Source organism: Pseudomonas sp. Marseille-P9899, assembly GCF_903166565.1.
Taxonomy (GTDB): Bacteria; Pseudomonadota; Gammaproteobacteria; order Pseudomonadales; family Pseudomonadaceae; genus Aquipseudomonas; species Aquipseudomonas huaxiensis.
On sequence record NZ_CAESCG010000007.1, the window covers coordinates 146,712 to 160,000 of the forward strand.

A 13,289-nucleotide genomic window follows, 5' to 3' on the forward strand; every position below is an offset into this window, starting at 1 on the left:
GCAAACTCTTGATGCGCGTTATCAAGGCCCACGCCCGTTGGCGTTGGCGCGCCTGACTTTATCTCCTGCCGGCCAGTGCCGGCCCGTTACGTTTTGCCTTTCCGAAATCGCTTCACGCCCCGCAACAGCTCACACCTGCTGTGCGTCGGGCAGCCCTGTATCGCGAAAGGCGGTTATTCAAAGTCAGTATTCAAGAGGTTGAACCCAGATGTTACTGATGATCGACAACTACGATTCCTTCACCTACAACGTCGTGCAGTACTTCGGCGAGCTGGGGGCGGAGGTAAAGGTCATTCGCAACGACGAACTGACCATCGCCCAGATCGAAGCCCTACAGCCCGAGCGCATTGTCGTCTCTCCCGGTCCGTGCACCCCGACCGAAGCCGGTGTTTCCCTCGAAGCCATCAAGCATTTCGCCGGCAAGCTGCCGATCCTTGGCGTGTGCCTGGGCCACCAGTCCATCGGCCAGGCTTTCGGCGGTGATGTGGTGCGTGCTCGTCAGGTCATGCACGGCAAGACCAGCCCGGTAGTACACGAAAACAAAGGCGTGTTCACCGGCCTGAACAATCCGCTGACCGTGACTCGCTACCACTCGCTGGTGGTCAAGCGCGAAACCCTGCCTGATTGCCTCGAGCTGACCGCCTGGACCGCTCTGGAAGACGGCTCGATCGATGAAATCATGGGCCTGCGTCACAAGACCCTGAACGTCGAAGGCGTACAGTTCCACCCCGAGTCGATCCTCACTGAGCAGGGCCACGCGCTGTTCGCCAATTTCCTCAAGCAGACCGGCGGCCACCGCTAAGGATTGAATATGGATATCAAGAACGCGTTGGGTCGGATCGTCGATCAGTTGGACCTGTCTACCGAGGAAATGCGCGGTGTGATGCGCCAGATCATGACCGGTCAGTGCACCGAGGCGCAGATCGGCGCCTTCATGATGGGCATGCGCATGAAGAGCGAAAGCATCGACGAGATCGTCGGTGCCGTTTCGGTCATGCGCGAGCTGGCTGACAAGGTCGAGCTCAACAGCCTCGACGGCGTGGTCGATGTGGTCGGCACCGGCGGCGATGGCGCGAATATCTTCAACGTTTCCACCGCGTCGGCCTTCGTCGTTGCCGCCGCCGGTTGCACCGTGGCCAAGCACGGTAACCGCGCCGTGTCGGGCAAGAGCGGCAGCGCCGACCTGCTGGAAGCCGCCGGTATCTATCTGAACCTGACGCCGGTCCAGGTCGCTCGTTGCATCGACAGCGTGGGCATCGGCTTCATGTTCGCCCAGACTCACCACAGTGCCATGAAATATGCCGCCGGCCCGCGTCGCGACCTGGGTCTGCGCACCCTGTTCAACATGCTCGGCCCGCTTACGAATCCGGCCGGGGTCAAGCATCAGGTGGTGGGTGTGTTCACCCAGGCACTGTGCCGTCCGCTGGCCGAAGTGCTGCAGCGTCTGGGCAGCAAGCACGTGCTGGTGGTGCACTCCAAGGACGGGCTGGACGAGTTCAGCCTGGCCGCGCCAACCTTCGTTGCCGAACTGAAGAACGGTGAGATCAGCGAGTACTGGGTCGAGCCCGAAGACCTGGGCATGAAAAGCCAGAGCCTGCACGGCCTGTCGGTGAGCGGTCCGGAAGAATCGCTGGCGCTGATTCGCGATGCTATTGGCCGGCGCAAGACCGAAAACGGCCAGAAAGCCGCGGAAATGATCGTGCTCAACGCCGGTGCCGCGCTCTACGCCGCCGACCATGCCATGAGCCTCAAGCAGGGCGTCGAGCTTGCTCACGATGCGTTGCACACCGGACTTGCCCGGGAAAAGCTCGAGGAGCTGGGCGCCTTTACCGCGGTATTCAAGCAGGAGAACGAAGGATGAGTGTGCCGACGGTTCTGGAAAAGATCCTCGCCCGCAAGGTCGAGGAAGTCGCCGAGCGTAGCGCCCGGGTCAGCCTCGCCGAACTGGAGCGCCTGGCGGCTGCCGCCGATGCGCCGCGCGGATTCGCCAACGCCCTGATCGAACAGGCCAAGCGCAAGCAGCCAGCGGTGATCGCCGAAATCAAGAAGGCATCGCCGAGCAGGGGCGTGACCCGCGAGGACTTCGTGCCCGCCGATATCGCTGTCAGCTACGAGAAGGGCGGGGCGACCTGCCTGTCGGTGCTGACCGACGTTGATTACTTCCAGGGCGCCGACGTCTACCTGCAGCAGGCCCGTGCTGCGGTGCAACTGCCGGTGATCCGCAAGGACTTCATGATCGATCCGTACCAGATCGTCGAAGCCCGCGCCCTGGGCGCCGACTGCGTGCTGCTGATCGTCTCCGCTCTGGATGACGTGAAGATGGCCGAGCTGGCGGCTACCGCCAAGAGCGTCGGCCTCGACGTGCTGGTGGAAGTGCATGACGGCGACGAGCTGGAGCGCGCGTTGAAGACCCTCGACACACCGTTGGTCGGCGTCAACAACCGCAACCTGCACACCTTCGAAGTGAGCCTGGAAACCACCCTTGACCTGTTGCCACGCATCCCTCGCGATCGCCTGGCCATCACCGAGAGCGGCATCCTCAATCGCGCCGATGTCGAGCTGATGGAAATCAACGAGGTCTATTCGTTCCTGGTGGGCGAAGCCTTCATGCGCGCCGAGCAGCCAGGGCTGGAGTTGCAGCGCCTGTTCTTCCCAGGACGCGTGGTGCAAGGCCTGAACGGGTTGGACTGATCCCTTCGAAAGCCGGCATTCATTGCCGGCTTTTTTCTTTCAGGATGATTGTCATGACTGAACAACCTGTTGCCGTCACCGTCGAGGCCGGGCTGCATGCCGAGCAGGATCTGCTGGCGGCCGTTTGCAAGGGCGAGCGTGATCACGGCGTGCTGTTCTGGCGCCCTACGGACCGGGCGCTGGTGATGCCGCGGCGCATGAGCCGGCTGGAGGGCTTCGAGGCCGCTTGCGGCGAACTGGCGATTTCCGGCTGGCCGGTATTGCTGCGCGAGACGGGCGGCGAGCCGGTGCCGCAATCGCCTGCGGTAATCAATATCGCGTTGGTGTATGTGGCGCCACGCAGCGAAGGCGATAACGGACGCATCGAGAACGCTTACCTGCGCCTGTGCGAACCGTTGTGCGAGGTGCTGCGGGAGTGGGGTGGCGTAGCCTCGGTCGGCGAGATCGAAGGGGCGTTCTGCGACGGGCGTTACAACGTCAACCTCAATGGTCGCAAGTTGGTCGGCACGGCCCAGCGCTGGCGCCAGGGCCTGGGTGGCAAGCGCCCGGTGGTGCTGGTGCACGGGGCGTTGCTGCTGGATAACGAGCGCGAGTCGATGGTGGCGGCAGTCAACCGCTTCAATGAATGTTGCGAGCTGGAGCAGCGCTGTCTGGCCGACAGCCACATCGCCCTGCATGAAGTGGTGCCCGAAGCGCCGCTGCTGGAGCGGCTGGCCCAGGCTTACGCCCGGACCATCGAGGCTATCCCCAAGGATTGACCCTGGGTTTAGCGCGTGCCGAAGACCACCATGGTCTTGCCCTTCACGTTGACCAGGTTGCGTTCTTCCAGATCCTTCAGAACGCGACCGACCATCTCCCGTGAACAACCCACGATCCGACCAATTTCCTGGCGGGTGATCTTGATCTGCATGCCGTCCGGGTGAGTCATGGCGTCCGGCTGCTTGCACAGCTCCAGCAGGCAGCGCGCAACCCGGCCGGTGACGTCGAAGAAGGCGAGATCGCCGACCTTGCGGGTGGTGTTGCGCAGGCGCTGGGCCATCTGGCTGCCCAGGGCATAGAGAATGTCCGGATCCTGGCGTGCCAGTTCGCGGAATTTCTCGTAGCTGATTTCCGCGACCTCGCACTCGGTCTTGGCCCGTACCCAGGCGCTGCGGTGTTGCTCCTTGCCCGCAGGCTCGAACAGGCCCAGTTCCCCGAAGAAATCACCGCTGTTGAGGTAGGCGATGATCATTTCCCTGCCTTCATCGTCCTCGATAAGGATCGTGACCGAGCCCTTGATGATGAACGACAGGGTATCGGCCGAGTCGCCAGCACTGAGGATGTTGGTTTTTGCTGCAAAACGACGACGCTGGCAATGAGCGAGCAACTTGTCGACGTTTTTGATCTTGGCTGGAAGTGCTGCGGCAACCATGGTTAAGCCCCGAAATACGCGGTCCGTGAGTATTCTTGTAGGTGGGATGGGTGCAAAACGCCATCAATTTGGCGCCAGTTTATCAGACCACCCTCTGTGTCGGCAGATTTGATCGAACGCTTAAGTCTTTTCGCTTGTGCGCGTAGGGACTAAGCTGGCAGCCATTTTTTCAAGCAAGGGGAGACCGGTTAATGAAGGCGCGTATCCAGTGGGCCGGTGAGGCCATGTTCCTCGGTGAATCGGGCAGCGGCCACGTCGTGGTAATGGACGGTCCGCCCGATGCCGGTGGTCGCAATCTCGGTGTCCGTCCGATGGAAATGCTGTTGTTGGGCCTGGGCGGCTGCAGCAATTTCGACGTGGTCAGCATCCTGAAGAAATCCCGTCAGCCGGTGGAAAGCTGCGAAGCCTTCCTGGAAGCCGAGCGTGCGGATGAAGACCCGAAGGTCTTCACCAAGATTCACCTGCGCTTTGTGGTCAAGGGGCGTGGTCTGAAGGAAGCGCAGGTCAAGCGTGCGGTGGAGCTGTCGGCGGAGAAGTACTGCTCGGCCTCGATCATGCTGGGCCGCGCGGGTGTGGAAATCACCCACAGCTACGAGATCGTCGAACTCGGCTGAGCCGTGGCATCTTCCACGGAGCCCGACAGCTCCGTGGCAAGGTTCAGCGACGCAACCCCGGCAACAACGCCATCACGCCCGTCGGAATGGCGGCGCGCAATGTCGTGCTCAAGCGCTCGCGATGCTTCTGATAGAGCAGCCCCAGGCCAATCACGCCCAGACCGATCACGCTTAGTACCACCGGGAACAGCAGCGAATCGGCGAACACCTCATACGACAGATAACCCAGATACGCCGCGACGCCCAATGCGCCGAAAACCATGAACATCGGCCTGCGCAGCAACACGGCAATGAACATCAAGCCGAGGTTGATCAGGCAGTACAGGGATTTGCCCACCTCGCTGTCGCTGTTCATCGACGTCAGTCCGCCCCAGAACGCCAGCAATCCGGCCAGGTAACCCCAGAAGGCGAAGTCCTGGCGGGTGCGGCCGTCGATCAGCAGGAACACCAGCAGCAACCCCAGTCCGAACCACAGCGACACCTGCTGGCGCTGCTCCCAGTCGAACGGTGAGCCGTAAAACCATTCCGTCAGGTCCATGGACATGAACCACAGCGCGAGGGCGATCGGCATGACGATGAACGGGAAAGGGATCAGCCTCAGCATCAGCAGGCCGGCGAACACCGTCGCCAACTCCATCAGCAGCCAGCCGCCTTGCACGTAGGTGTAGTAGTGGTGGTAGTTGGACTGGTTGTCGTCCAGCGGCCAGAAGCCGGCGAGGCGCTCGATGGCGAACACCGCCAGCGGCACGATGCTGACCGCCACCGCGGCGAGGACGCCGCCGGGAATGAGCTGGCCCCGGCGTTGCAACGCCAGGCCGCCCAGGGTCAGCAGCAGAATGTAGGCCAGGGCAACCGTTAGCAGCGCGCCGTCGCCGATGCGCATCCAGGCTTCACTGAGCAGCCAGCCCATGGCGCCCATGATCAGCAGGGCGCCGAGGTAGAAGGCGACGTGGGCCAACTGGAAGCTGGCCTGCCGGGGTGGCTGTTGTTCGAGAAAGCTCAGCAGCGCCTGTTTTTGCGCGGCGTCGAGGACGCCCGCGTCGACCGCGCGGGTCAGGTCACTGGCATCGAAGCGCCCGGTCATGGCGGATCAGATGCGGTAGGTGCTTTTGGTCATGACCTTGGCCATCAGGCTCATGCCAAATTTCACCGGGGCCGGGAAGCGGAAGCCGCCAGCGTTGAGTGCCGACTCGGCGTGGTGCTCTTCGTCGATACGCATCTGTTCGAGGATGGCGCGGGATTTCTCGTCTTCCGGCGGGATCTGCTCCAGGTGCTCGTCCAGATGCTTGCACACCTGATGCTCGGTGGCTGCGACGAAACCCAGGCTGACTTTGTCGCTGATCAGCCCGGCAAAGGCGCCGATACCGAAGGACAGGCCGTAGAACAGCGGGTTGAGCACGCTCGGATGGCTGCCCAGCTGACGGATGCGCTGTTCGCACCAGACCAGATGGTCGATTTCTTCATCGGCGGCTTGTTCCATCGCTTTGCGCACATGCGGCAGCTTGGCGGTCAGGGCCTGACCCTGATACAGCGCCTGGGCGCAGACTTCGCCAGTGTGGTTGATGCGCATGAGGCCAGCGATGTGGCGGGTCTGTTTCTCGTCGAGCTCGGACTCGGGCTGGACGATCGCCGGGGACGGGCGGGTAGGTTGGCCGCTGAAGGGCAGCAAGGTGCGCATGGCGGTGTCGGCCTGCAGCAACAAGCGGTCAAGCGGGGAATATTGACGTTCGGTAGCCATCGGGCACCTCCGCAAGAATGTGCCCGACAGTTTAACCCAATCGATGTGACAGGGCTTGCGCTGGATCAGCCCGGTGGCCAGTGCAGTTGACGCTGGCCGAGCACATGCATGTGGATGTGGTAGACCGTCTGTCCGCCCAGCTCGTTGCAGTTCATCACGACGCGGAAACCGTCTTCACAGCCCAGCTCCTTGGCCAGCCGCTGCGCGGTGAACAGGATGTGTCCGGCCAGGCCCTTGTCTTCCTCGGTGAGGTCGTTGAGGGTGCGGATCGGCTTTTTCGGGATTACCAGGAAATGTACCGGGGCCTGGGGGGCGATATCGTGGAACGCCAGGACCTGGTCGTCTTCGTAGATGATCTTGGCCGGGATCTCCCGGTTGATGATCTTGGTGAAAATAGTTTCCACAACGCTTGCTCCATGGTGGTGGTCGGGCCTGAGTGTACTCAGCCCGCGCGCCGCCGCCCAGTAGCGATTCGATTCAGCGCGGGCAGTAAGCGCGGTTGATGGCGCCGGCCAGTTTGCGGCTCATCCAGCGTGTCAGAAGACGCGGACTGAAGGCCAGCCATCGGTTGCGCCGGCCGGGAATGATGATCGCCTTGTTGCGGTCCAGCGCGCGAACCGTGTAGAGCGCCACTTCTTCGGGGCTCAGGCAGCGCTTGCCGGACTCGAGGCGCGGGATGCGCCGGTTGGGCGACCGGACCGGACCGGGGCAGAGCACCGAGACCTTGATGCCAGTTTGCTTCAGTTCCTCGCGCAACCCTTCGGAGAAGTGCAGCACGTACGCCTTGCTGGCGGCATAGCTGCTCATCCACGGCCCCGGCGCGAACGCGGCCAGCGACGCGACATTGAGAATCTGCCCGCCGCCCTGCACGGCCATGGCATTGCCCATGGCATGGCACAGGCGAGTCAGGGCGATGATGTTCACTTCGATGAGGTCTTGCTCGTCGGCCCATTCCTGCGCGAGGAAATGACCGTAGGAGCGAATCCCGGCGCAATTGACCAGCAGATCGATGTGCCGGTCGCTTTCTTCGAGCTCCAGCAGGAAGCCCGACAAGCGCAGCGGCTCGCCGATATCGCAGGCGCGGAACAATACTTCCACGCCGAAGCGCTGGGTCAGCTCGATGGCGACGGGTTCCAGCAGGTCGCGCTGGCGTGCCACCAGGATCAGGTTGCGCCCCCGACGCGCCAATGCTTCGGCCAGTGCCAGGCCCAGACCGCTGGAGGCACCGGTGATCATGGCGTAACGGGTCATGCAGTTCTCCAATGGCGGGGGCGTGTGAAAGGGCGGCCTAGTCTACACAAAGGCCGCTCGCTCAGCGCGGCCAGTGCGTGCCGAGGCGCTGGGCATTGGCCAGCGCCTGGCGATATTCGGTGTCCAGTCGCTCGATCAGCGTCTCTGTCGGCAACTGCTCATCGATGCCGCCCACGCCTTGGCCGGCGGACCAGACGGTCTTCCAGGCCTTCGCTTCGTCGTGAATAGGTTTGAGCTGGATCTCGCCACCCTTGTTCAGATTGGCCAGGTCGTAGCCGGCTTTCTCCAGGCTCTGGCGCATGAAGCTCGCCGGCACGCCGGACACCACTGGCGTATGAACGATATCGGCGGCCTTGGCTTGCAGCAGCATGTCCTTGTATTGCGCAGGCGCCTGGCTTTCCTGGCTGGCAATGAAGTGGGTGCCGAGATAGGCCAGGTCGGCGCCCAGCAGTTGCGCGGCAAGAATTTCACGGCCGGTGTTCAGGCACCCGGCCAGCAACAAGGTCTTGTCGAAGAACTGGCGAATCTCGCTGACCAGGGCGAACGGGCTCCAGGTCCCGGCATGTCCGCCGGCGCCTGCCGCGACCGCGATCAGGCCATCGACCCCGGCCTGTGCCGCTTTCTCGGCATGGCGGCGGGTGGTGACATCGTGGAACACCAGGCCGCCGTAGCTGTGCACGGCATCCACGACTTCCTTGACCGCTCCGAGGCTGGTGATGACGATCGGCACCTTGTGCTCGATGCACACCGCCAAATCCGCCTGCAGGCGCGGATTGCTCTGATGGACGATCAGGTTCACCGCGTAAGGGGCAGCACGCTCCAGCCCGTCCAGCCCCGCCTCGATTTCTTCCAGCCAGGCCTTGAAGCCGGCGGTTTCGCGCTGGTTCAGAGCCGGGAAACTGCCCACCACGCCATTGCGACAACAGGCGAGCACCAGTTGCGGGTTCGATATCAGAAACATCGGCGCCGCCACCACGGGCAGGCGCAGACGTTGTTCGAGCAGGGCAGGCAGTGACATGGCGGATTCTCGGGTCGGGGGTGGCTACTGTCAGAACGGTTTGACGACCACCAGAATTACAATGCCCAGCAGCATCAACACGGGCACTTCATTGAACCAGCGGAAGTAGGTGTGGCTGCGGGTGTTGTCGCCGCGGGCGAAGCGTTTCACGTTGGCGCCGCACATGTGATGGTAGCCGGTCAGCAGAATGACAAGGGTGAGCTTGGCGTGGAGCCAGCCCTGGCTGAGAAAGCCGGGGCTCAGGATCAGCATCCAGATCCCGAAGACGAAGGCGGCGATCATCGCCGGGCCCATGATGAAGCGGTAGAGCTTGCGTTCCATGACCACGAAGCGGTCGCGGCTGATGCTGTCTTTGCTCTGGGCGTGGTAGACGAACAGGCGGGGCAGGTAGAAAAGTCCTGCAAACCAGCAGACGACGCTGACGATGTGCAAGGCTTTGATCCATAGGTACAGCATGTTTTTTATTCCTTTCAGGTTCACGGTCGTCAGATAGTAGTAGTTCGGTGCCGCGCCCGTCATCTCAACGGTTGTAGGCGTAGTCGCTGGCCCCTATCATCGTCGGCTTTCCAGTCGGTTCGTTGATAGGGGGCAGGTATATGGTCAAGGTCGGTATCGTCGGCGGCACGGGTTACACCGGTGTCGAATTGCTGCGTCTGCTGGCACAGCATCCTCAGGCTGAAGTTGCAGTCATCACTTCTCGCTCCGAGGCGGGCCTGCCCGTGGCCGACATGTACCCGAACCTGCGAGGCCACTACGACGGCCTGGCGTTCAGCGTCCCGGATACCAAGACCCTTGCCGCCTGTGATGTGGTGTTCTTCGCCACCCCGCACGGCGTCGCCCACGCGCTGGCCGGTGAATTGCTGGCGGCGGGTACCAAGGTCATCGACCTGTCCGCCGACTTCCGCCTGCAGGACGCCGATGAGTGGGCCAAATGGTACGGTCAGCCGCACGGTGCACCTGAGCTGCTCAAGGACGCGGTCTACGGCTTGCCGGAAGTGAATCGCGAGCAGATCCGCCAGGCGCGCCTGATCGCGGTGCCGGGCTGCTACCCCACTGCAACCCAGTTGGGCTTCCTGCCGCTGCTGGAAGCAGGCATCGCCGACACTTCGCGTCTGATCGCCGACTGCAAGTCGGGCGTGAGCGGTGCCGGCCGCGGTGCCAGCGTGGGTTCGCTGTTCTGCGAGGCGGGCGAAAGCATGAAGGCTTACGCGGTCAAAGGTCACCGTCACCTGCCTGAAATTCGTCAGGGCCTGCGCCGGGCGGCGGGTGGTGACGTCGGTCTGACCTTCGTTCCGCACCTGACCCCGATGATCCGCGGCATTCACTCGACGCTGTACGCGACGGTCGCCGATACCTCGGTGGACCTGCAGGCGCTGTTCGAGAAACGCTACGCCGATGAGCCGTTCGTCGACGTGATGCCGGCCGGCAGCCATCCGGAAACCCGTAGCGTGCGTGGTGCCAACGTCTGCCGTATCGCCGTGCATCGTCCGCAGGGCGGCGATCTGGTGGTGGTGCTGTCGGTCATCGACAACCTGGTGAAGGGCGCTTCGGGCCAGGCGGTGCAGAACCTCAACATCCTCTTTGGCCTCGACGAGCGTCTGGGCCTGTCCCACGCCGGGCTGCTGCCTTAACGGCTACCACATCGGGCTGCGGGCGGGACTTATACCTTCCGCTTGTAGCCTGATGCCGCTTCTATAGTTGACCAATTTTCTAGGGGAAGCGGATAATGCGCGCCATCACGCATTATGGCGGCATAGCGCCGGGAGATATTCAGCATGAGCGTCGAATCCTTCACCCCTTCGGTTTTGCAGTTCACGCATAACGCCGCGCACAAGGTGAAGACCCTGGTAGACGAAGAGGGCAATGATCGCCTGAAGTTGCGAGTATTCGTGACAGGTGGCGGTTGCTCCGGCTTCCAGTATGGCTTCACTTTCGATGAAGATGTCGCTGAAGACGACACCATTGTCGAGCGCGAGGGCGTTGCCCTGGTGGTCGACCCGATGAGCTTCCAGTACCTGGCAGGTGCCGAAGTGGACTACCAGGAAGGTCTGGAAGGTTCGCGCTTCATCATCAAGAACCCGAACGCCACGACCACCTGTGGTTGCGGTTCCTCGTTCTCGATCTGATTTGCCGGGATGTTGCTGAACGCCGCGCTGATGCGCGGCGTTTTGCTTTCTGCGGTTTATGCCGGGTAGATGGCGCCCAATACCCGTAGGCCGCGGGCGCCGGTGACGCTGGGGCGATTACCGGCGATGCCTTCCAGGCAGCAATGGGCAAGCCAGGCGAAGGCCATGGCTTCGACCCAGTCCGGGTCGACACCGAAGTCTGCCGTGCTGCTGATCCGGGCGCCTGGCAGCAGGCTCGCCAGTCGCGCCATCAACGCGCCGTTGTGCGCGCCGCCACCGCAAACCAGCAGGGCCTGGGTGTCTTGTTGGGCCTTCTTCAGCGAGTCGATGATGCTCAGGGCGGTCAACTCCAGCAGTGTCGCCTGAACGTCTTCATCTGCACACGGTGGCTGTGTGCTGAGGTGGTGGTGCAGCCAAGGCAGATTGAACAGCTCCCGGCCAGTGCTCTTCGGGCCGGTGCCCGCAAAGAACGGGTCGCTGAGCAGGCTGCTGAGCAGGCCTGGTAAAACCTTGCCACTTGCAGCCCATGTGCCGTTGGCATCGTAGGCATGGCCCTGCTTTTCGTTGATCCAGGCGTCGAGAAGTACGTTGCCCGGGCCGCAATCGAAACCGCTGACGGGCTTGTCCTGCTCGATCAGGCTGAGATTGCTGAAGCCGCCCACATTGAGTACGGCAAGGCGTTCGCCTTGATCGCCGAACAAGGCTTCATGGAAAGCGGGAACCAGCGGTGCACCCTGGCCGCCGGCAGCGACGTCGCGGCGGCGGAAGTCGCCCACGACGGTGATGCCGGTCAGTTCGGTCAACAACGCGGGATTGCCAATCTGAACCGTGAAGCCGCGTGCCGGTTCGTGACGGATGGTCTGCCCGTGGCTGCCGATCGCGCGAATGTCTTCGGCGCGCAGTTGGCGGCTATCGAGCAGATGCTTGATGCCTTCCGCCGCTAGCCGGACCCACTCCGCTTCCGCCAGGGCGGCGCGGGCGATCTCGTCCGGGCCGCTGGCGCAGAGGCCGAGCATGGCCAGGCGCAGCGGCTCGGGCATGGGGATGTAATGGGTAGCGAGCAGCGAGGTCCGCTGCTCCTGTTCGATCAAGGCGATGTCCAGGCCGTCGAGGCTGGTACCGGACATCACTCCCAGATAGAGCGCCATGGCTTAGCGCTTGTTCAAGGCCAGCATGGTGGCCTTTTCCTGGTCCATGCGCGCGATAAGCGGCTGGCTCAACTGCATGAAGCGCTGGCGCTCGGCCTTGGCGATCGGGTCGGCCATGGGTAGCTTCTGGCCCAGCGGGTCGACGTGCACACCGTTGACCTGGAACTCGTAGTGCAGGTGCGGCCCGGTGGACAGGCCGGTGGTGCCGATGTAGCCGATGACCTGGCCCTGCTTGACGGTGCCGCCGGTCTTCACGCCTTTGGCGAAGCCTTGCATGTGGCCGTACAGGGTCTGGTAGGTGTTGCCGTGCTGGATGATCACGGTGTTGCCGTAACCACCACGGCGCCCGGCCAGCAGGACCTTGCCATCACCGGCAGCCTTGATCGGCGTGCCGCGCGGGGCGGCGTAGTCGACGCCTTTGTGGGCGCGGATCTTGTTCAGGATCGGATGCTTGCGGCCGGCGGAGAAGCGCGAGCTGATGCGGGCGAAGTCCACCGGAGTACGGATGAACGCCTTGCGCATGCTGTTGCCGTCGGCGGTGTAGTAGCTGGTGGTGCCGAGCTTGTTGGTGTAGCGCACTGCGCTGTAGCTCTTGCCGCGGTTGGTGAAGCGCGCCGAGAGGATATTGCCGTTGCCGACGACTTTGCCGTCGATGACCTTCTGTTCGTAGATCACATCAAATTCGTCGCCCTGGCGGATGTCTTGGGCGAAGTCGATGTCGTAGCCAAAGATGCTGGCCATGTCCATGGTCATGTTGTGAGACAGGCCGGCACGCTGCGCGGAGGCGGAGAGCGAGCTCTTGATCACGCCGTGCACATACGCGGAGCGGACCACGGGTTTGGTCACTTCACGGTTGAAGACAAAGCCGTTGGCGCTCTTGTTCAGGCGGATGGTTTCCAGGTCGCTGACCTTGCTGTGCAGGCTGGCCAGTTGACCGTCCTTGTCCAGTTCGATCTGCAGTACCTGGCCATGCTTGAGTTGGCTGAACTGCTTGGCCTGCTTGTTACTGGCCAGTACTTCATGCACGACATTGGCGGGGAGGCCGACTTTGGAGAACAGCGTCGACAGGGTATCGCCGCGGGCCACGGTGACTTCGCGGTGGTTGGGCTGGTTGCTGGCGACTTCTTTTGCAGGTTCCGGCGCCGCGGTGGCGGGTTCGGTCTTGGCGGTTTCCTCGGTCGTTGGCGCGGAGTTGTCGATCTGCGCGAAGGGCGAGGTGCTGGTTTCCTCGGCGGCGATTGGCTGCTCAGGCTGATCCTTGAGCTGCTCCGCAGGACTTTCCAGTTCGAGAT

The 13,289-nt window shown here is 62.8% G+C and carries 16 protein-coding genes (1 of these 16 only partly in view); 7 read left to right on the forward strand and 9 right to left on the reverse strand.

What is annotated here, in order from left to right:
- Positions 1 to 208: 208 nt before the first annotated feature.
- Genes HWV67_RS26890 through HWV67_RS26905 form a run of 4 tightly spaced genes read left to right on the forward strand, consistent with a single transcriptional unit; the run spans position 209 to position 3,449 of the window.
- A complete protein-coding gene (locus HWV67_RS26890) occupies positions 209 to 802 on the forward strand; it encodes an aminodeoxychorismate/anthranilate synthase component II (RefSeq protein ID WP_175653465.1) in 594 nt (197 codons plus the stop codon).
- A 9-nt stretch (positions 803 to 811) separates the two neighbouring features.
- A complete protein-coding gene (gene trpD / locus HWV67_RS26895; RefSeq protein WP_095156136.1) occupies positions 812 to 1,861 on the forward strand; it encodes an anthranilate phosphoribosyltransferase in 1,050 nt (349 codons plus the stop codon).
- Positions 1,858 to 2,691: an indole-3-glycerol phosphate synthase TrpC gene (gene trpC / locus HWV67_RS26900; protein ID WP_175653466.1), complete on the forward strand. Its 834-nt coding sequence runs from the start codon at positions 1,858 to 1,860 to the stop codon at positions 2,689 to 2,691. Before trpD ends, trpC begins: the two co-directional genes overlap by 4 nt.
- Positions 2,692 to 2,744: 53 nt before the next feature.
- Positions 2,745 to 3,449 carry a lipoate--protein ligase family protein gene (locus HWV67_RS26905; protein WP_095156134.1) on the forward strand — a complete coding sequence of 235 codons (705 nt, stop codon included), beginning with the start codon at positions 2,745 to 2,747 and terminating at the stop codon, positions 3,447 to 3,449.
- Between the two features lie 8 nt (positions 3,450 to 3,457).
- Here the strand turns inward: HWV67_RS26905 and crp are convergent, their stop codons facing one another.
- Positions 3,458 to 4,102 carry a cAMP-activated global transcriptional regulator CRP gene (gene crp / locus HWV67_RS26910; protein WP_175653467.1) on the reverse strand — a complete coding sequence of 215 codons (645 nt, stop codon included), beginning with the start codon at positions 4,100 to 4,102 and terminating at the stop codon, positions 3,458 to 3,460.
- Positions 4,103 to 4,293: 191 nt separating this feature from the next.
- Here crp and HWV67_RS26915 point away from each other — a divergent pair, with 191 nt between their 5' ends.
- Complete coding sequence (locus HWV67_RS26915) at positions 4,294 to 4,716, forward strand: OsmC family protein (RefSeq protein ID WP_110971552.1); 423 nt, start codon at positions 4,294 to 4,296, stop codon at positions 4,714 to 4,716.
- A gap of 43 nt (positions 4,717 to 4,759) precedes the next feature.
- On the opposite strand, the gene HWV67_RS26920 is transcribed toward HWV67_RS26915, so the two are convergent.
- The 6 genes from HWV67_RS26920 to hemJ all read right to left on the reverse strand — a co-directional run bounded on the left by HWV67_RS26920 (position 4,760) and on the right by hemJ (position 9,179).
- Complete coding sequence (locus tag HWV67_RS26920; RefSeq protein ID WP_175653468.1) at positions 4,760 to 5,800, reverse strand: DUF2157 domain-containing protein; 1,041 nt, start codon at positions 5,798 to 5,800, stop codon at positions 4,760 to 4,762.
- A 6-nt stretch (positions 5,801 to 5,806) separates the two neighbouring features.
- The gene (coq7, locus tag HWV67_RS26925; protein WP_175653469.1) at positions 5,807 to 6,454 is read right to left on the reverse strand and encodes a 2-polyprenyl-3-methyl-6-methoxy-1,4-benzoquinone monooxygenase; all 648 of its coding nucleotides are present in this window, start codon (positions 6,452 to 6,454) and stop codon (positions 5,807 to 5,809) included.
- Between the two features lie 65 nt (positions 6,455 to 6,519).
- Positions 6,520 to 6,858 carry a histidine triad nucleotide-binding protein gene (locus HWV67_RS26930; protein ID WP_175653470.1) on the reverse strand — a complete coding sequence of 113 codons (339 nt, stop codon included), beginning with the start codon at positions 6,856 to 6,858 and terminating at the stop codon, positions 6,520 to 6,522.
- 73 nt (positions 6,859 to 6,931) lie between these two features.
- The gene (locus HWV67_RS26935) at positions 6,932 to 7,705 is read right to left on the reverse strand and encodes an SDR family NAD(P)-dependent oxidoreductase (protein WP_095156129.1); all 774 of its coding nucleotides are present in this window, start codon (positions 7,703 to 7,705) and stop codon (positions 6,932 to 6,934) included.
- A 61-nt stretch (positions 7,706 to 7,766) separates the two neighbouring features.
- The gene (locus HWV67_RS26940; protein ID WP_175653471.1) at positions 7,767 to 8,723 is read right to left on the reverse strand and encodes an NAD(P)H-dependent flavin oxidoreductase; all 957 of its coding nucleotides are present in this window, start codon (positions 8,721 to 8,723) and stop codon (positions 7,767 to 7,769) included.
- 30 nt (positions 8,724 to 8,753) lie between these two features.
- Positions 8,754 to 9,179 carry a protoporphyrinogen oxidase HemJ gene (gene hemJ / locus HWV67_RS26945; RefSeq protein ID WP_095156127.1) on the reverse strand — a complete coding sequence of 142 codons (426 nt, stop codon included), beginning with the start codon at positions 9,177 to 9,179 and terminating at the stop codon, positions 8,754 to 8,756.
- A gap of 140 nt (positions 9,180 to 9,319) precedes the next feature.
- Between hemJ and argC the strand changes: the two genes are divergently transcribed.
- Positions 9,320 to 10,354, forward strand: a complete 1,035-nt coding sequence (argC, locus tag HWV67_RS26950) for an N-acetyl-gamma-glutamyl-phosphate reductase (protein ID WP_095156126.1) — start codon at positions 9,320 to 9,322, stop codon at positions 10,352 to 10,354.
- 144 nt (positions 10,355 to 10,498) lie between these two features.
- On the forward strand, positions 10,499 to 10,849 hold the full coding sequence (erpA, locus tag HWV67_RS26955) for an iron-sulfur cluster insertion protein ErpA (RefSeq protein ID WP_095156125.1): 351 nt from the start codon (positions 10,499 to 10,501) through the stop codon (positions 10,847 to 10,849).
- Between the two features lie 56 nt (positions 10,850 to 10,905).
- Here erpA and HWV67_RS26960 read toward each other — a convergent pair whose 3' ends face one another.
- Together HWV67_RS26960 and HWV67_RS26965 are read right to left on the reverse strand one after the other, a co-directional pair.
- Positions 10,906 to 11,997: an anhydro-N-acetylmuramic acid kinase gene (locus tag HWV67_RS26960; protein ID WP_175653472.1), complete on the reverse strand. Its 1,092-nt coding sequence runs from the start codon at positions 11,995 to 11,997 to the stop codon at positions 10,906 to 10,908.
- A gap of 3 nt (positions 11,998 to 12,000) precedes the next feature.
- Positions 12,001 to 13,289: the 3' portion of a peptidoglycan DD-metalloendopeptidase family protein gene (locus HWV67_RS26965; protein ID WP_175653473.1), read on the reverse strand. Its footprint extends 139 nt past the window's final position; the window shows 1,289 of its 1,428 coding nt (coding positions 140-1,428); its start codon lies off the right edge, out of view — the gene reads right to left on this strand; the stop codon is at positions 12,001 to 12,003.

Coding starts and splice junctions, on each gene's coding strand:
- crp (WP_175653467.1), bottom strand. CDS start 4,102: ATGGTTGCCGCAGCACTTCCAGCCAAGATCAAAAACGTCGACAAGTTG.
- argC (WP_095156126.1), top strand. CDS start 9,320: ATGGTCAAGGTCGGTATCGTCGGCGGCACGGGTTACACCGGTGTCGAA.
- erpA (WP_095156125.1), top strand. CDS start 10,499: ATGAGCGTCGAATCCTTCACCCCTTCGGTTTTGCAGTTCACGCATAAC.
- trpC (WP_175653466.1), top strand. CDS start 1,858: ATGAGTGTGCCGACGGTTCTGGAAAAGATCCTCGCCCGCAAGGTCGAG.
- coq7 (WP_175653469.1), bottom strand. CDS start 6,454: ATGGCTACCGAACGTCAATATTCCCCGCTTGACCGCTTGTTGCTGCAG.
- HWV67_RS26905 (WP_095156134.1), top strand. CDS start 2,745: ATGACTGAACAACCTGTTGCCGTCACCGTCGAGGCCGGGCTGCATGCC.
- HWV67_RS26940 (WP_175653471.1), bottom strand. CDS start 8,723: ATGTCACTGCCTGCCCTGCTCGAACAACGTCTGCGCCTGCCCGTGGTG.
- HWV67_RS26915 (WP_110971552.1), top strand. CDS start 4,294: ATGAAGGCGCGTATCCAGTGGGCCGGTGAGGCCATGTTCCTCGGTGAA.
- HWV67_RS26890 (WP_175653465.1), top strand. CDS start 209: ATGTTACTGATGATCGACAACTACGATTCCTTCACCTACAACGTCGTG.
- hemJ (WP_095156127.1), bottom strand. CDS start 9,179: ATGCTGTACCTATGGATCAAAGCCTTGCACATCGTCAGCGTCGTCTGC.
- HWV67_RS26960 (WP_175653472.1), bottom strand. CDS start 11,997: ATGGCGCTCTATCTGGGAGTGATGTCCGGTACCAGCCTCGACGGCCTG.
- trpD (WP_095156136.1), top strand. CDS start 812: ATGGATATCAAGAACGCGTTGGGTCGGATCGTCGATCAGTTGGACCTG.
- HWV67_RS26920 (WP_175653468.1), bottom strand. CDS start 5,800: ATGACCGGGCGCTTCGATGCCAGTGACCTGACCCGCGCGGTCGACGCG.
- HWV67_RS26935 (WP_095156129.1), bottom strand. CDS start 7,705: ATGACCCGTTACGCCATGATCACCGGTGCCTCCAGCGGTCTGGGCCTG.